Here is a 16,405-nt window from a genome sequence, read left to right as displayed (position 1 = left end):
TCATTACCATTTTTATCGCTGAATCGTAAATTAGGAAACTGTGTTACAGTCTAAGGATTGATAATCCTTAATCTTTAATTCATAACTTTTGAGATTAGTTAGAAAATCATTTAAAAATCAAAAAAATTATGACAAGAAAGAAGACATTAGCAGAAATCGCTGAACTATGGAAGGATGACAAAAAGTTGTATGTGAAAAAATCAACCTTTTCGGCTTATGTGCTGTTGCTGGAAAATCATTTATTGCCTGTATTCAAAGACTATTCTGAGATTGAGGATGATGAGGTGCAGAAGTTTGTATTTCAAAAATTGGAGCAGGGATTAAGTCAGAAAAGCATCAAAGATATTCTCATTGTTTTAAAAATGGTGCTGAAGTTTGGTGCAAAGAATAAATGGATTGAGTTTATCAATTTTGATGTTCAATATCCCACAGTGAGGGAAACTCATACGATTGAGGTATTGAGCAGAACGCATCAGAAAAAGGTGATGAGCTACATTCAGGAGCATTTTACCTTTAGAAATCTGGGTGTTTACATATGTCTTTGTTCTGGAATGCGGATTGGTGAGATTTGCGCGTTGACTTGGGAAGATATTGATACCGATAACGGAATTATTAATATCCGCAAAACTATTCAGAGAATCTACGTCATTGAAGATGGAGAAAGAAAAACAGAATTGTTGATTGATACGCCTAAAACTAAAAATTCAATCCGTGAAATCCCGATGAGCAGAGACTTGTTGAGAATGCTTAAGCCTTTTAAGAAAATTGTAAATCCTGCGTTCTATGTTTTAACCAACGATTCTAAACCTACAGAACCAAGAACTTACCGAAGTTACTATAAAAACCTGATGAAGTTTTTAGAAATTCCCGACATCAAATTTCACGGTCTGAGACACAGTTTTGCCACAAGATGTATCGAAAGTAAGTGTGACTATAAAACAGTGAGTGTTTTGCTCGGTCATTCCAATATCAGTACAACTTTGAACTTATATGTTCATCCCAATCTGGAACAGAAGAAAAAAGCAATTGACCAGATGTTTAAAGCGCTAAAATAGTTTTAGTTATCATTGATTATTTCTTACATTTGGGAAAACTGAAACAACTTTGTCAGAACTCATACTTCTGACAAAGTTTTTAACCAAAACTCAAAACCGAATGTCAAGTCAGCCGGAATATATTTTAGAGCAGAAATTAGTAGAACAATTACAACAATTAGGTCACAAAAAAGTTACGATATGTAATGAGGCAGATCTTATTAAAAATCTAAAGACTCAGCTCGAAATTCACAATAAAAAAACATTCTCAGATACTGAGTTTGAAAAAATCCTCAATCATCTTTCCAAAGGAAATGTTTTTGAAAAAGCTAAAACATTACGTGACCGATTTCATTTTTTTAAAGATAATGGTACTTCCGAATGGATTGAATTCATCAGCCAGGACCACTGGTGCCAGAATCAGTTTCAGGTAACCAATCAAATTGCTCAGGAGGGAAATTTTAAAAACAGATATGATGTAACCATTCTCATCAACGGATTACCTTTGGTACAGATTGAGCTGAAACGTCGCGGTCTTGAAATGAAAGAAGCCTTTAATCAAATCAACCGTTATCATCATCAGTCTTTCAATTCGGGAAGTGGATTGTTTAATTATGTTCAGTTGTTTATCATCAGTAACGGAGTTAATACAAAATATTATTCCAACAACGCAAAGCAGACTTTTAAGCAAACCTTCTTTTGGTCTGATGAGCATAACAATAACATCACTCAACTCGACCATTTTGCTCCTGCATTTTTAGAACCTTGTCACATTGCTAAAATGATTACAAAGTATATCGTTTTGAATGAAACGAACAAAATACTAATGGTTTTAAGACCTTATCAATATTATGCCGTTGAAAAAATTGTTGACAGAGTAAGAAATACCGATAAGAATGGATTTATCTGGCATACAACAGGTTCGGGAAAAACATTGACTTCATTTAAAGCGAGTCAAATCCTGAAAGAAATTCCTAAAGTAGAGAAAGTTGTTTTTGTTGTAGACCGAAAAGATTTGGATTATCAGACTCAAAAAGAATTTGATGCCTTTGAAAAAGGAAGTGTTGATGCCACTGAAAATACGGCACATTTGGTTAAGCAACTTTCTGATAATACAAAACTCATTGTTACGACTTTACAGAAGTTAAATACGGCAATTACCAAAGAAAAGCACGGTAATAAAATTGACAAACTGAAAGATAAGAAAGTGGTTTTCATTTTTGATGAATGTCACAGAAGTCAGTTCGGAGATACGCATCAAAACATTAAAAAATATTTTAAAAATGCCCAAATGATTGGTTTCACTGGAACTCCGATTTCTGAAGTTAATTCAATTGGGAAAATAGACGGAGCTCCAGCAACCACTAATAGACTTTTTGAAGATTGTTTACATAAGTATGTCATTACAGATGCAATTCGGGATGATAATGTTTTGAAGTTTTCTGTCGAGTATGTGGGGCGATACAAAGAAAAAGAAGGAAGCAATACTTATATTGATACTGATGTTGAAGCAATTGACACACAGGAACTTCTTGAAAGTCCAAAACGCCTTGAAAAAATTGCAGATTATCTCATCGCAGAATACGGGAGAAAAACGCACGGCGGTACTTTTAATGCAATGTTTTGCGTAAGCAGTATTGATGTTTTGCAGAAATATTATGACCTTTTCCAGAAGAAAAAAGAAGAAGGTCAACACAACTTAAAAATTGCGACTATTTTCAGCTATGGAACTAATGAGGAGTCTAAGGATGCCAATGGAATCTATGATGAACCCGAATTTGGAATGGTTGCAGAACCGCAGGCACAATACGGCGATTCTCATAGTAGAAATGTATTAGAAAGATATATTGGTCATTACAATGAAATGTTTGGAGCAAATTATTCAACAAAAGACAGCCAAGATTTTTATCGATATTATAATGATGTCGCAAAAAGAGTACGCAATAAAGAAGTTGATCTAATCATTGTAGTCAATATGTTTCTGACAGGATTTGACAGTCCGCAATTGAACACTTTATTTGTTGATAAAAATCTGAAATATCACGGATTGATTCAGGCATTTTCCCGTACTAATAGGCTTTTAGGCGAAAAGAAATCGCAAGGAAATATTGTTTGTTTTAGAAATCTAAAATCTGCAACTGACGATGCTGTAACCTTATTTTCCAATAAAGAAGCTATTCAGGAAATTATTATTCATCCGATTGAAGATTATATTGAGCTTTTCAACGCTGCTTTGGATACATTAAAGATTGTCGCTCCGGAAATTGACAGTGTCAACAGTTATCAAACCGAACAGGAAAAGTTTGAATTCATCACTGCTTTCCGTGAAGTAATGCGTGTTCTGAATGTATTAAAATCATTTGCAGATTTTGATTTTGATAAGCTGGAAATGACCGAATTTGAGTTTGATGGATATAAGAGCAAATACTTGGATATTTGGAATGAAACAAAACCAAAAGGAGTAGAAGGCAAAGCAAGTATTTTGGATGACGTTGACTTTGAACTTGAGCTGATTCATCGTGATGAAATTAATGTGAGCTATATTCTATCTCTTTTAGCTAATCTTACTGATTCAAATCTAAAAGGAGATAAATTAGAAAAAAAGAAAAAAGAAATCAGAGATATTCTTTCCGGCGATGCCAAGCTTCGAAGCAAAAAAGAACTAATAGAGAAATTCATAGAAGAAAATCTTCCTCATATTTCTGACGGAGACAATGTCAATGAGGAGTTTGAAAAGTACTGGAATAAAGAAAAAAACTCTGCTTTTGAAAAAATTGCTACCGAAGAGTCTTTGAATAAAGACAGATTCAGAGATGCTATTGATGATTTTCTTTTCACTTCCAAAACTCCTAAAATAAGTGATACGCTAAAGCTGCTTGAAATAAAACCAAAGCTTACTGAACGTAATAATATCGGACGAAGAATTATTCAAAAAGTGCAGGATTTTGTGGATGTGTTTATTGATGGAGTGGCTTCATAATCTTTAATTTTATTTACGGTTTTCAGTAAGTTTATGTAATCAGTTATATGTATAATTGCTAAGACTATTTTATTATTAAAAACTAAACTATGAATATATTAAAAGTATCTACAAAAAATCCGAAAGGCCTAATCAATGAAATTAATGATAAAATTATAAACAATGAGATTCGATCCTGGGAACTAGATGATTTAGGTAAGGCTATTTCTCACAAAGGTGAGCAATATGCAAATCACTTTTATTTTCAATATCATATCGATGATCCCAAAGGAATTTTAGAATTTGTATTTCATTCTAGTGGAACAAGCGATTTTGCTGATTCAAGAGCTTTTCAATTATTAGAAAGAATGCTTAAATCACATTTTGGAGATAAGGTTGTGATTATCAATTTATAAATCAGGATTATGAATTTTTGGAAATTACAAATTCGTAACGGAGATACGGGAGAAAATTTTGTTGATGAATCATTAAAGGATAAAAGGATAACTACTCATGAAGACTATGCGCAAGGCTTTTTGTCTCATGTAAAGAGGGATGATATTGTATTAGTCCATAAAGGTACATATCCTGTATGTCTAGTTAAAATAATAAATAAAATTGAAGATGATTCAGAAATTGTAGGTACTTCTTTTGGCCACGATTATAAGGTTGAAATAGTAAGTTGGTATGATGAAATAAAAACCAATAAAAAAGTTTTCGAAAATGATTTTACTGTCGGACATAACGGAACATTTTCGTTGCTAAAAAATGATTCACCAACATTGACTCAAATCAAAAGATGGTATTATCATATTATTAAAAAGAATGAAATGAAAGAGATATTAAATATTTTAAAATATAAAAAACAAATTATTTTACAAGGGCCTCCTGGAACAGGTAAAACCAGGCTTGCTGAAGAATTAGTAAATAGTTTTATTGATTCTAAATCTACTGTTTCTATCTCAGATTACACAACCGAATATATAAAAAAGTTTGAACCAACCGAAAAATCAAAAGAAATTGAAAAAAATGCCGAAAGATTATTAAGAGAGTTTCAGGAGTCTTTCCCAATTTCTAGATTGGAAAATATTGAGATTGATGAATATGCATTGGGTAACGGATCAAAAGAATCATTCTGTTATTTGATTGAAAAAAGATTATTTTCTACTTGCCGTTTTAGTCCAGGTCCTGCCGGAACTACGGTATATGGTATTTCTTTTGATAAAGATAATGGCGAAGTAAGGGTTGATCTTAATGAAGCCCCTGAAGCTTATATGGTTAAATTAAGAAAAATGCTAGTAGATTTAGTATCTCAAAAGGATTATTCTACTGCCCGAGAAATGAAATTTAGGTATAGTTTTATATTAAAAATTTTACATTCTTATTTTCCAAATGATTATTTTCCTGTCCTTTCCCAAGAACATCTTAAAGTTTTTACTAAAATTTTTAAAGTAAATGCAACAGGTCTCAATGATATTCAAATAAATATGGCTATCAATGAGAAATTTAATGAATTGAAAAATACTTTAAATAGTTCTATTTCTTCTATAGTCTTAATGAGACATTTGTATGAAAAGTTTAACTTAAAAAATGAAGATTCTAATGAGATCGTTATTTCAGAGAAGATTTCTAAAGATGGAGAATATAAGATGGTTCAGTTTCATCCAAGCTATACATACGAGGACTTTGTAAGAGGAATTATTGCTGAGCCTGTGGGGGAAGGAATAATCTACAAAGCTAAAGATAAAATTCTTGCTGATTTAGCGAATAAAGCAATTAATAATAAGAATGAAAAGTATGTTTTAATTATTGATGAAATTAATCGTGCAAATCTGTCTTCGGTCCTTGGAGAATTGATTTATGCACTTGAGTATAGATATAAATTCAATGATTCAGATAGAGGACATAAAAAATCAACAGTAGAAAGTATGTATGGAATTATGGATGATTTAAAACAAAAAGAAGATTATACTTTACGATTACCTGAAAACTTATATATCATTGGAACAATGAATACTGCAGATAGAAGTGTAGGACATATTGATTATGCTATTAGAAGGAGGTTTGCTTTTGTGGATGTATTACCACAAAAATTAGCAGATAATAATGAAATTTTCTTTAATAATAAAGGGTTTATAGAAGTTGCAAAATTATTTATTGAAGTCGGAAGTGATAATAACACAGATTTTAAAAACGCAAAAGATTCTGAATTTCTTTCAAATGATTTTTCAGCAAAGGATGTGGCATTAGGTCATAGTTATTTCATTGCTGATAGGAAAAATGTTTCAGAAGATGAAAAAGAGAATTTTTTCAAAATGCGAATGAATTATGAAGTTCTTCCAATTCTTAAAGAATATATGAAAGACGGAGTTTTCAACGAAAAAGCAACTACGAAAATTAAAGAAATTGAACAGTATTTTGCCTAAAATCATTCAGCTTTATGAACATTGGAACCATAGTGAAGAATTTCTTGAAATAGAAGAAAGCTTATATTTCAAGAAAGATAGTACTTCTTCTATTTTTTATTATGAGAACAGGTTGGAAAATAATATTAAAAAATGTTTTTTAAAAGCTAATTATTATATAGGTATAGGAGCTATCTCTCCCAATCATTATATTTTTATATCACCAAAAGTTAATAATAAACTTTTAGAATGTATTCAAAATCATTTGGACGACGAGAGTGTTGATTATGCTCCTAATGCCAAAATAAAATCTGAAGAAGAAGTTAAAAGCCTGCCTGAAGTTGATGTTTTACAAATGCTTTCAGAAATTGTAAAACTTCCTGATGCCACAAAAGAAATTTCAAATCTTTTAGATATTGACTGGACTGTTCCCGAAATAGAAATAGAGCATTTAGAAAATGATTATTTATCTCCTTTCTTGGTTATTCAATTCCTTCATTTAATGAAAGTCATTGTTAAAAAAGGCTTAAAGAAATCATATTATACTGTTGAAGAAAATTTAAATAGCAGAATTAAGGGTAAAATTTTAGTTCCACAAACGATTAGGCAAAACCTTTTTAAAAACAAACTCACTAGTACTTACTGCAGATATCAGGAGTTCGGATATAACAGTATTGAAAATCGTTTTCTAAAGAAAGTTTTAGAATTTGCAAAAAATTATATTAATCATAACATGGAACTTTTATCATTTTCGGTTCCTGAGATTAAACATGATCTGAATTTTATTTCTTCTGCATTTCAACTCATTCCTTCTCTTGACAATAGTGCGGAGATCAAAAAAATTAAACACAATGAATTTTATAAAGAATATCAGGATGCTATACAAATTGGTGAACTTGTATTGAAAAACTTTTCTTTTTCTATTACAAATTCTACACAGCTCAAAAGAAAAACGCCACCTTATTGGATTGATATGAGCCGTTTGTTTGAGTTATATGCTTATAAACGATTAATAGATTTGTCAGATTTTAATAAAATCAAATATCATTGGAAGACATTTGGGAATGAAGTGGATTTTATTGGATTCTATAAAAAAATTAAAAAGGAGGAATTTTCACCAATCATAATTGATGCTAAATACAAGTTACATTATGAGCATAGCAAAGAACATCAAGATATGAGACAAGTTGCGGGTTATGCACGTTTAAAGGAGGTATATAATTATTTTTCTGATCAAATTAATAATTCAGATATAATTGATTGTCTTATCATTTATCCAACAATAAATAAGGAAGCTGAATTGAAAATTTCGGAAATAAAGGCTTATCAGAATATTTATAAAATGGGGTTGTATTTACCAATTAGATCGCTTAAATAATGTAAATCCACTAATTTATATATCAATATAGATTTAATATGTCATTTATTTCCTTTACTCATAGTGATTTATTTCTGTATTTTAGCTTAATAATTCATCACGAAATGAAATATTTTTATCAAAACCCTTTTTTCCTGAAAATATTTTTATACATTTATCACTCAAACTAATCAAAAATAGATCATGAAAAAACTTAAAAAAGTTTCACGCAGTGAAATGAGATCCATTCAGGGAGGAATTGCTAAAGGAATGGTAAGATGTAAAAATCCGCAAACATGTGTACTTCAATGGGGATGGGGGACAGGTGATCCAAGCAGCTGCGGCTCATTTGATATTGTCTGCGGAGATGCTCCACCACAGGATCCATGCGAAGTTATGATATGTGCATAAAGAAAAAAGAAGAGTGTTTTTGTAACACTCTTTTTTTATTTAGATTTGCCGTAATGGTTTATGTACTGCTTATTAATTTTTTCAGCTTCGTTATTTTTGGATTAGACAAAAGAAAAGCTATCTTACATCGAAGAAGAATCTCAGAAAGTGCTTTGCTGGGAATTTCCTGTATTGGCGGAACCGTAGGATCAATTTTAGCCATGCTGATCTTCAGGCATAAGATTTCCAAGACTTCCTTTTTACTGAAATTCGGAGGTATTGTTTTGATTCAGGTGGCTTTGATTTACTTTTTTGAAAAAAAATATTGGGATTGGTCATAAAAACTTAATCCGGTATTGTTAATTTTTAATACAAATAGGTGGATAATGAATTCAGGGTTAGGGCTTAGAAATGGGTTTTCTTTTAACCTACTCATTATGAATTTGTTAATTAACAAAACTTATTAGTGAGTTTTTCATTAAAAATCACTATTTTTGCACCCGTAAAAATCTTTTATGCAAAACATTAGAAATATTGCGATTATCGCACACGTTGACCACGGTAAGACGACCTTGGTTGACAAAATCATCCACGCTACCAATATTTTCAGAGAAAATCAGGAGAGCGGGGAATTAATTATGGATAACAATGATCTTGAAAGAGAAAGAGGGATCACGATCTTATCCAAGAATATTTCTGTTACTTATAAAGACACGAAAATTAACGTAATCGATACTCCTGGTCACGCCGATTTTGGTGGAGAAGTAGAAAGGGTATTGAAAATGGCTGATGGGGTTATCTTGTTGGTGGATGCGTTCGAAGGACCGATGCCACAGACAAGATTCGTACTTCAGAAAGCTTTGGAATTAGGATTAAGACCATTAGTGGTCATCAATAAAGTAGACAAGCCAAACTGTCGTCCGGACGAAGTTCACGATCAGGTATTTGATTTGTTCTTCAACCTGGATGCAACAGAAGAGCAGTTGGATTTCCCGACATTCTACGGTTCTTCAAAACAAGGTTGGTTCAACACTTCATTGGAACAGACTGAAGATATTTTACCGCTATTGGATGGTATTTTAGAATACGTTCCTGCACCGAAAGTAACGGAAGGTAACCTTCAGATGCAGATCACTTCTCTTGACTATTCTTCTTTCTTAGGAAGAATCGCGATCGGGAAAGTGACAAGAGGAGAGCTTAAGGAATCCCAGTGGATCGGTCTTGCGCAGGCAGACGGAAAAGTGGTAAAAGGAAAAGTAAAGGAACTATACGTTTTCGAAGGATTAGGAAAGAAAAAAGTAACTGAAGTTCAGGCAGGGGATATCTGTGCGGTAGTAGGTTTTGATGCTTTCCAGATCGGAGATTCTTTCGTAGATCTTGAAAACCCTGAACCATTGCCAAGAACAGCGATTGATGAGCCTACACTGAACATGACGTTCTCGATCAACAATTCACCTTTCTTCGGGAAAGACGGAAAATATGTAACGTCTAATCACCTGAAAGAAAGATTGACTAAGGAATTAGAGAAAAACCTAGCATTAAGAGTTCAGCAGACTGATGATGCGAACACATTCTTAGTATTCGGTAGAGGGATTCTTCACTTGTCAGTTCTGATCGAAACGATGAGAAGAGAAGGATATGAAATGACGATCGGGCAGCCGCAGGTAATCTTAAGAGAAATCGACGGAGTAAGCTGTGAGCCTTACGAATCTTTGGTTGTTGACGTTCCTGAAGAATATGCTTCCAGAGTAATCGATTTGGCAACTCAGAGAAAAGGAGATCTTCACATCATGGAAACAAAAGGGGAGATGCAGCACATGGAATTCGAAATTCCTTCAAGAGGATTGATCGGATTGCGTTCCCAGATGTTGACGGCTACTGCAGGGGAAGCGATCATGGCACACCGTTTCACAGAATATAAGCCTTTCAAAGGGGCTATTCCGGGAAGAAACAATGGAGTATTGATCAGCAAAACTCAAGGTCCGGCTACAGAATATTCAATCAACAAACTACAGGACAGAGGTAAGTTCTTCGTAGATCCGGGAGAGGAAATCTATGCAGGAATGATTATCGGGGAGCAGAACAAGCCGGGAGACCTTGTGGTAAACATCGTGGAAGCAAAGCAGCTGAACAACATGAGAGCTGCAGGTAAAGATAAAGATACGGGCGTAGCACCGAAAATCTTATTCTCTCTTGAAGAATGTATGGAATACATCCAGGGTGATGAGGCGATCGAGGTAACTCCGAACTTCATCCGTATGAGAAAGAAATTGCTTTCTGAAGAAGACAGAAAAAGAGTTGAAAGAGCTGCTAAAGCATAATCAATTTTTTACAGATAAATTAAAGCCTCGAACTTTTCGGGGCTTTTTTGTTATAGAATAGAAGAAAATGTTTATTTTTCATTTTCATTAACCGATATATTTAATGCAGTTTTTTAAACAATGAGAGGGAATCAATTAAAATTAATCTTATTACTGGGCTTTTTCGCTTCTTGCAGCAGTTCTAAAACGTTGGCAGATACCACAAAACCCGTAAAAAATAAAAATACAGCACAACAATCATCTCCAATTCTAAAAGACTCTGCTATTGCCGCTAAAACAGTAAAAACACCGGCGGAAGAAGTCTTTAAAACCAACCTTCCGGAAATCAAAAGAGAGTTCCGCGGAGCATGGATTGCCAGTGTAGCCAATATCAACTGGCCTTCCAGAACTAATCTGACCGTAGATCAGCAGAAAGCCGAAGCCATCAGTATGCTGGATATGCTGAAGGACAATAATTTTAATGCCGTTATCTTCCAGGTAAGACCTTCGGCAGATGCCTTATATACCAGTAATATCGAGCCATGGTCGTATTTTCTGACAGGGGAAACAGGAAAAGCTCCTTATCCGAACTACGATCCTTTACAGTTCTGGATTGAAGAAGCCCACAAGAGAGGATTGGAGCTTCATGTCTGGTTGAATCCTTACCGTGCCCATCACGCGAATGGAGGCTCACCCAACGGTTTATCCATGGTGAATAAGCTTTCGGATATTGTGATCCGGCTAAAGAACGGGATGTATTGGTTTGATCCAGCTGATCCTAAAACCCAGGGCCATGTTTCCAATGTGGTAAAAGACATTGTACAGCGGTATGATATTGATGCCGTCCACTTTGACGACTATTTCTATCCGTATGCTACCTACAACAGGGGCGCTGATTTTCCCGACCATAAAACCTGGAATGCCTATATAAGCAGTGGTGGGACATTATCAAGAGCCGACTGGAGAAGGGATAATGTCAATAAATTTGTTGAAAGGATCTATAAGGAAATCCATGCAGAAAAAAGCTACGTAAGATTCGGGATCAGTCCGTTCGGGATCTGGAAACCGGGTTATCCGGAAGGCATTACAGGATCTTCACAGTACGACGAGCTGTATGCCGATGCCAAACTATGGCTGAATAAAGGCTGGGTCGATTATTTTTCACCCCAACTGTACTGGACGATCGATGCTAAAGGTCAGGGCTTTGAAGCTTTATTAAACTGGTGGCAGTCTGAAAACACTATGAAGCGCCATCTCTGGCCGGGACTGAATACTGTTGAGGTGAGATCTTCTGACAGGCCGACAGAAATTAAAAACCAGATTGACATTTCACGACAGATCTTAAAAAATGATGCAGGAGAAATCCATTGGAGTATTGCCGGGCTTACAAAAAATGCCAATATGCTTCCAACCCTGAAAAACGGACCTTATAAGGAAAAAGCTTTGATTCCGAGAAGTCCATGGCTGAATGCGGTTCCGCTGCAGACTCCCACCTTGTTTACGACCGATAACGGAACTTCTGTACAGGCTAACTGGAGTGTGAAGAACATCAAAGATGTTTTCCAGTGGGTACTTTTTACCCAGTATAACGGAATCTGGGAAACCGAAATTCTGACGATGGATCAGCTTTCCAGAGAAATTCCTAAGTATAAAGAAGGAAAAACACTGAATGCCGTTGCCATTAAAGCGATAGACCGTTTAGGCAATGAAAGTGATTATTTGGCTAAAAAAATAAAGTGATGATCTGATCAGCATTACTAAAATAGAAGATTAAGCAAGACCGGTTCATTCATGAACCGGTTTTTATTTTAGAATAACTATAAATTATTATTTTAAAATATTGCTTATCAGTGTATTGTGATTTTATTCGGTTATGTATTATGTAGGGTGAAGAAAGGATCGGAATCATTTTTGCATCATTCTTTACAATCACAAAAAATATGAGTTATGAATACCAACAGACTTTCACCCACGCTGGAACAGGCGTTGAGTGCGCAGATGAACAAAGAAATTCATGCATCACACATTTTCTTATCCTACGGAATCTGGGCCGATGACAAAGGTTATCAGGGAATTGCCAATTTCCTTTACCGGCACGCTCAGGAAGAGAGAAATCATTCTATAAAATTCATGGAATACATTCTGAACAGGGGCGGGAAACCTAAAGTAGAGGCTATTCCGGCTCCTCCGGCTGATCCGGAATCATTATCGGCATGTTTCGACGGGGTATTTAAGCATGAAGTAGATAATACAACGGCCATCTACAAAATCGTTGACATGGCGCTGGAAGAAAAAGACTGGGCCACTTGGAATTTCATGCAGTGGTTCGTTCAGGAACAGATTGAAGAAGAAACACTGGCTCAGAACCTTATTGATAAATTAAAAATTGCCGGAGGTGACAGAGCGACCGATGAATCTTTATTTACGCTCGACAGTGCCCTGGCTTCAGCGCCTAATGATGTCCCTTTAGCTCAGGAAGCAACGGGAAATAATCCTTAGATAAAAAATAAACATTTTACAGTTTTAAAATCTGCCGGAATACCGGTGGATTTTTTTTATTATGAAACTCTCCATAATTTCATTATCTTTGCACGCTGAAAGTTGAAGGTAATGAATAATACATTCATTGTAGTAAACCTTGAACTTTAACCCTTAAACTTTGAATCTAACGTTATGAAATGTGGAATCGTAGGCTTACCGAATGTAGGTAAATCAACTCTTTTTAACTGCCTGAGCAATGCAAAAGCACAGTCGGCAAACTATCCTTTCTGTACTATCGAACCGAACTTAGGAACGGTTTCCGTACCGGATCAGCGATTGTTTGAGCTGGAAAAAATAGTAAAACCTGAAAGAGTGTTGCCTGCTGTTGTGGAAATTGTAGATATCGCAGGGTTGGTAAAAGGCGCAAGTAAAGGGGAAGGGCTAGGAAACCAGTTTCTTGCCAATATCCGTGAATGTGAAGCGATCATCCATGTTTTAAGATGTTTTGACAATGGGAATATCGTTCACGTTGAAGGTTCGGTAGATCCGCTGAGAGATAAAGAAATTATCGATATTGAACTTCAGCTTAAAGATCTGGAAACGGTAGGAAAAGCAGTGGAAAAAGCTAAGAAGTTCATTAAATCAGGAAAGAAAGAAGATATCCTGACGTACGAAACGTTGCAGAATCTTCAGAAGCATCTTGAAGATGGTAAAAATGCCAGAGAATTTGCAACGGATGACTTAACGAAATCTATTATCGGTGAAGTTCAGTTGTTGACGAATAAGCCGGTTCTTTACGTTTGTAATGTAGATGAAAACTCTATTAAAAACGGAAATGAATGGATCGGTAAAATTGAAGAAATGGCGAAAGCAGAAGGTGCTGAAATCGTTGTTCTGGCAGCTCAGATCGAAGCGGATATCAATGAACTGGAAACCTATGAGGAAAGAGAGATATTCCTTGAAGAATTAGGCCTTACAGAACCTGGAGTAAACCGTTTGATCAGAAAAGCATACGATTTATTAAAACTTCAGACCTATTTTACAGCTGGGGTTAAAGAAGTAAGAGCCTGGACGATCGGACAGGGCTGGACAGCTCCTCAGGCGGCTGGAGTGATCCACACGGATTTTGAAAAAGGATTCATCCGTGCGGAAGTGATCAAGTATGATGACTATATGCAATACGGTTCTGAAGCCAAAGTAAAAGAAGCCGGAAAACTTTCTGTAGAAGGTAAAGAATACATCGTAAAAGATGGTGACATCATGCACTTTAGATTCAACGTATAAGAAAATATTAAAGTTAGTTATAAATGAAAAGCGCTGCCATTGTATTTTGGGAGCGCTTTTTGCATTTCTGTAGTAAAACTTTTAATGAGATGAAAATTTTATATTTTTTTGTTCTTGTATTCTGTATTTCGTGTTCTGTAAATAATACTGACGGGAATTGTTTTATAGAAAAAGAAGAAAAGTCTGTATATGTTGAGCAGAAACCATATACGGTGAAGGAAATTCTTAATAAAAAGCCCGATTATCTTCAGATTGTCGATCTGAAAGATTACAGAAGCTTTAAAAAGGACAGTACAGAATCCAAAGGCGGGTTTTCCGAAGAAAGATGGAAAGCGAAAAAGGAAGAGTATAATGTTTTCAGTGAAAAGTTTCCGGACCATTTTTCTTATTCTGCAAAACAACAGGTTGGAAATGTTTTATATGCACTGGGAAGTAATGCATTGGGATTTTGGCTGATGAAAATAGAAAATGACAAACCTTCCGCTTATTTTTTAGGATTAAGTTTTAGCCATTATTATATCAATAAGATTCAGGAAACCCCAATTATTAAAGATGGATTTCTGCAGTTTGAAGGAAGCCTTGTGAAAATCATTAAAGTTCCCGGTTTGCCCGGTTATGATGATTATTCCGCTATGGAAGACGGAAAGCTATTCAGAATAAAATTGGATGATCTGATGAAAGACTCTGATCAGGATGGCTATAATGATATTTTTGAAGAGACTTTTGCCTTAAATCCCAATAATAAAGATACGGATGGTGATGGGATTAATGATTTTGAGGATATGAATCCGTTATTTAAATCTGAAAAGAATAAGTTTTCAGAACTCTATGCTTCATTACTTCCTTCTTATTCCGAAGATGATGATTTAAAAAAACTTCATTATACATTTGAAGTATATGAGAGTGATTGCGATTATTTTCATCAGATCAATCCTGAAATAAGGGTGCTTTTTATTCCTGAAAAAGATCAGAAAAAAACATATTATACAAGAATAACGGACGTGACAGAAAATCATATTTCCAAAATGAAAAGAGCCAATTATGATTCGAACAGGGTTTATATTTCAGAGTCAGGAAGTAGCCATAAGAATGATTATGTGGCAGAATATAAAGATGGAAAGTGGACGTTGGAAATCGTTGGAGGATATATTATATAGAGTTTAATGAAGATTTAAATTCTAATTGTATTTATTTTGTACATTTGATTTTTACAAATCGATAGTATGGAAAAAACAGCTCATACCTTATATACTTCTCTTGATGATTTCTATAGAGAAATGACCGATAAACTGGAAACGGATATCGAAACGATCTTTCCTAAAGGACTTCATAAAGATATCGGGCATTTTAACGTATTTGATATTGCCCAAACCATTGAAAGAATAAAGACAACCTCCGAAATGCCTTATAACAGGAGGAAATACTATAAGATAAGTCTCATCAGAGGACGTAACCGCGCGGAATATGCTGATAAAGTAATTCAGATTGAGAAGAATGCTTTGCTTTTTGCTACTCCCAAGGTTCCTTATCACTGGGTGCCTGAAGATCCGCATCAGTCGGGGAGCTTTTGCGTATTTACGGAAGATTTTTTTATCAAGGATAAATCTCATAATACCCTTGAAGATTTACCGATTTTTCAGCCGGGAAATATTCCGCTGTTTGAAATTGATGATGAGCTGGCAGACGAGATAGAGCAGCTGTATGGCAGGATTAAAAAAGAGATAGAATCAGATTATATCTTTAAATATGACCTGATCAGAAACTATGTGCTGGAGCTGATTCATTATGGTCAGAAGCTGCAGCCCGCTTCTAAACTTTCGACATCAAATGATGCTTCACTTCGGGTGGTGTCATTATTTATCGAATTGCTGGAGAGACAGTTTCCTATTGAAAGTTCAGATCAGAGGCTGCAGCTGAAAAGTGCAAAAGATTACGCAGACCGATTGTCGGTGCACGTGAATTACCTGAATAAAAAACTGAAGGAAAGTACAGGAAAGACGACAACGGAGATTATAGCTGAAAGAATTGTTCAGGAAGCCAAAATACTCTTAAAGCAGACCCAATGGAATGTTTCAGAAATTGCTTATGCATTAGGCTTTGAAGAAATAGCGCATTTTTCAAACTTCTTTAAAAAGAAAACTTCACTGGCACCATTAGAATTTCGTTCATGATTTGAATTTTGCAAATTTCTGTTT

Annotated in this window: 13 protein-coding genes; all 13 read left to right on the top strand. The window is 34.9% G+C overall.

Annotated elements, in window-relative coordinates:
* The first annotated feature begins 128 nt into the window (after positions 1-128).
* The 13 genes from CLV73_RS05435 (at position 129) to CLV73_RS05375 (ending at position 16,381) form a co-directional block, all read left to right on the top strand.
* Positions 129-1,055 carry a tyrosine-type recombinase/integrase gene (locus tag CLV73_RS05435; RefSeq protein ID WP_100375839.1) on the top strand — a complete coding sequence of 309 codons (927 nt, stop codon included), beginning with the start codon at positions 129-131 and terminating at the stop codon, positions 1,053-1,055.
* Positions 1,056-1,155: 100 nt separating this feature from the next.
* The gene (locus CLV73_RS05430; protein WP_100375838.1) at positions 1,156-4,014 is read left to right on the top strand and encodes a type I restriction endonuclease subunit R; all 2,859 of its coding nucleotides are present in this window, start codon (positions 1,156-1,158) and stop codon (positions 4,012-4,014) included.
* An 89-nt stretch (positions 4,015-4,103) separates the two neighbouring features.
* Positions 4,104-4,409, top strand: a complete 306-nt coding sequence (locus CLV73_RS05425) for a hypothetical protein (RefSeq protein ID WP_100375837.1) — start codon at positions 4,104-4,106, stop codon at positions 4,407-4,409.
* A 9-nt stretch (positions 4,410-4,418) separates the two neighbouring features.
* Positions 4,419-6,419 carry an AAA family ATPase gene (locus CLV73_RS18990; RefSeq protein ID WP_169925736.1) on the top strand — a complete coding sequence of 667 codons (2,001 nt, stop codon included), beginning with the start codon at positions 4,419-4,421 and terminating at the stop codon, positions 6,417-6,419.
* Positions 6,400-7,776, top strand: coding sequence for a 5-methylcytosine restriction system specificity protein McrC (locus CLV73_RS05415; protein WP_100375836.1), 1,377 nt, complete (start codon positions 6,400-6,402; stop codon positions 7,774-7,776). The genes CLV73_RS18990 and CLV73_RS05415 overlap by 20 nt, the downstream gene beginning before the upstream one ends.
* 183 nt (positions 7,777-7,959) lie before the next feature.
* On the top strand, positions 7,960-8,166 hold the full coding sequence (locus CLV73_RS05410; protein ID WP_100375835.1) for a bacteriocin-like protein: 207 nt from the start codon (positions 7,960-7,962) through the stop codon (positions 8,164-8,166).
* A gap of 53 nt (positions 8,167-8,219) precedes the next feature.
* Entirely contained in the window at positions 8,220-8,486 is a 267-nt protein-coding gene (locus tag CLV73_RS05405) for a DUF1294 domain-containing protein (RefSeq protein ID WP_100375834.1), read from the top strand.
* 174 nt (positions 8,487-8,660) lie between these two features.
* Positions 8,661-10,466, top strand: coding sequence for a translational GTPase TypA (gene typA, locus CLV73_RS05400; RefSeq protein WP_100375833.1), 1,806 nt, complete (start codon positions 8,661-8,663; stop codon positions 10,464-10,466).
* Positions 10,467-10,586: 120 nt separating this feature from the next.
* Positions 10,587-12,185: a glycoside hydrolase family 10 protein gene (locus CLV73_RS05395; protein WP_100375832.1), complete on the top strand. Its 1,599-nt coding sequence runs from the start codon at positions 10,587-10,589 to the stop codon at positions 12,183-12,185.
* Between the two features lie 207 nt (positions 12,186-12,392).
* Positions 12,393-12,944 (top strand): ferritin, encoded by a 552-nt coding sequence (locus tag CLV73_RS05390; protein ID WP_100375831.1) that lies wholly within the window; start codon positions 12,393-12,395, stop codon positions 12,942-12,944.
* 174 nt (positions 12,945-13,118) lie between these two features.
* On the top strand, positions 13,119-14,210 hold the full coding sequence (gene ychF, locus CLV73_RS05385) for a redox-regulated ATPase YchF (protein ID WP_100375830.1): 1,092 nt from the start codon (positions 13,119-13,121) through the stop codon (positions 14,208-14,210).
* A gap of 89 nt (positions 14,211-14,299) precedes the next feature.
* Positions 14,300-15,367: a hypothetical protein gene (locus tag CLV73_RS05380; RefSeq protein ID WP_100375829.1), complete on the top strand. Its 1,068-nt coding sequence runs from the start codon at positions 14,300-14,302 to the stop codon at positions 15,365-15,367.
* A 66-nt stretch (positions 15,368-15,433) separates the two neighbouring features.
* Positions 15,434-16,381, top strand: coding sequence for a helix-turn-helix domain-containing protein (locus CLV73_RS05375; RefSeq protein ID WP_100375828.1), 948 nt, complete (start codon positions 15,434-15,436; stop codon positions 16,379-16,381).
* Positions 16,382-16,405: the final 24 nt, after the last annotated feature.

Source organism: Chryseobacterium geocarposphaerae (assembly GCF_002797535.1).
Lineage (GTDB): Bacteria > Bacteroidota > Bacteroidia > Flavobacteriales > Weeksellaceae > Chryseobacterium > Chryseobacterium geocarposphaerae.
Note: the sequence above shows the minus strand (reverse complement) of the source record. Positions and strands in the feature narration are given on the sequence as shown.

Excerpts from the sequence above, each read along its gene's own strand:
- typA (WP_100375833.1), top strand. The coding sequence starts at position 8,661 with ATGCAAAACATTAGAAATATTGCGATTATCGCACACGTTGACCACGGT.
- CLV73_RS18990 (WP_169925736.1), top strand. The coding sequence starts at position 4,419 with ATGAATTTTTGGAAATTACAAATTCGTAACGGAGATACGGGAGAAAAT.
- CLV73_RS05405 (WP_100375834.1), top strand. The coding sequence starts at position 8,220 with ATGGTTTATGTACTGCTTATTAATTTTTTCAGCTTCGTTATTTTTGGA.
- CLV73_RS05430 (WP_100375838.1), top strand. The coding sequence starts at position 1,156 with ATGTCAAGTCAGCCGGAATATATTTTAGAGCAGAAATTAGTAGAACAA.
- CLV73_RS05410 (WP_100375835.1), top strand. The coding sequence starts at position 7,960 with ATGAAAAAACTTAAAAAAGTTTCACGCAGTGAAATGAGATCCATTCAG.
- CLV73_RS05375 (WP_100375828.1), top strand. The coding sequence starts at position 15,434 with ATGGAAAAAACAGCTCATACCTTATATACTTCTCTTGATGATTTCTAT.
- ychF (WP_100375830.1), top strand. The coding sequence starts at position 13,119 with ATGAAATGTGGAATCGTAGGCTTACCGAATGTAGGTAAATCAACTCTT.
- CLV73_RS05395 (WP_100375832.1), top strand. The coding sequence starts at position 10,587 with ATGAGAGGGAATCAATTAAAATTAATCTTATTACTGGGCTTTTTCGCT.
- CLV73_RS05380 (WP_100375829.1), top strand. The coding sequence starts at position 14,300 with ATGAAAATTTTATATTTTTTTGTTCTTGTATTCTGTATTTCGTGTTCT.
- CLV73_RS05435 (WP_100375839.1), top strand. The coding sequence starts at position 129 with ATGACAAGAAAGAAGACATTAGCAGAAATCGCTGAACTATGGAAGGAT.
- CLV73_RS05390 (WP_100375831.1), top strand. The coding sequence starts at position 12,393 with ATGAATACCAACAGACTTTCACCCACGCTGGAACAGGCGTTGAGTGCG.
- CLV73_RS05425 (WP_100375837.1), top strand. The coding sequence starts at position 4,104 with ATGAATATATTAAAAGTATCTACAAAAAATCCGAAAGGCCTAATCAAT.